Annotated in this window: 1 protein-coding gene; it reads left to right on the top strand. The window is 65.7% G+C overall.

All coding sequences use genetic code 11. The annotated features are described in order from the left end of the window. Nucleotides 1–23 precede the first annotated feature (23 nt). On the top strand, nt 24–723 hold a 700-nt coding region (gene istA, locus M3149_RS22665), incomplete at its 3' end, for an IS21 family transposase (RefSeq protein WP_251711612.1).

A 723-nucleotide genomic window follows, 5' to 3' on the forward strand; every position in this document is an offset into this window, starting at 1 on the left:
TTGTGTGCAGCAGGAGATGAGGAGTGATAGACGTGGCAACACTGAGTGTCATCAGGCGGTGGGCGCTGCGAGAGCAGTTGTCCATCCGCGAGATCTCCCGCCGCAGCGGCCTGTCTCGCAACACGATTCGCAAGTACCTGCGCGCCGAGACGGTCGAACCCCGGTATTCCGGGCGGCGCAGCGTGAGCAAGCTCGACCCCTTTGCCGCCAAGCTGGCTGCCTGGCTCAAGACCGAGTCCACACGCTCGCGCAAACAGCGGCGCACCCTCAAGCAGATGTGCGCTGATCTGCAGGCCCTCGGCTACAGCGGTTCGTACAACCGCGTGGCGGCCTTTGCACGGGCCTGGCATGCGCAGCGCCAGATCGAGCAGCAGACCACCGGGCGTGGCACCTTCGTGCCCCTGAGCTTCGAGCCTGGCGAGGCGTTCCAGTTCGACTGGAGCGAGGACTGGGCAGTGATCGCCGGCACCCGCACCAAGCTGCAGGTGGCGCACTTCAAACTCAGCCACAGCCGCGCGTTCTACCTGCGGGCCTACCCGTTGCAGACGCACGAGATGCTGTTCGACGCCCACAACCACGCCTTCGAGGTGCTCGGCGGCGTGCCCCGGCGGGGCATCTACGACAACATGCGCACCGCGGTGGATCGGGTGCACAAGGGCAAGAAGCGCGATGTCAACGCGCGCTTTGGCGCCATGGTCAGCCACTTCCTGTTCGAGCCCGAGT

The organism is Hydrogenophaga intermedia (genome assembly GCF_023715105.1).
Taxonomy (GTDB): Bacteria; Pseudomonadota; Gammaproteobacteria; order Burkholderiales; family Burkholderiaceae_C; genus Hydrogenophaga; species Hydrogenophaga intermedia_A.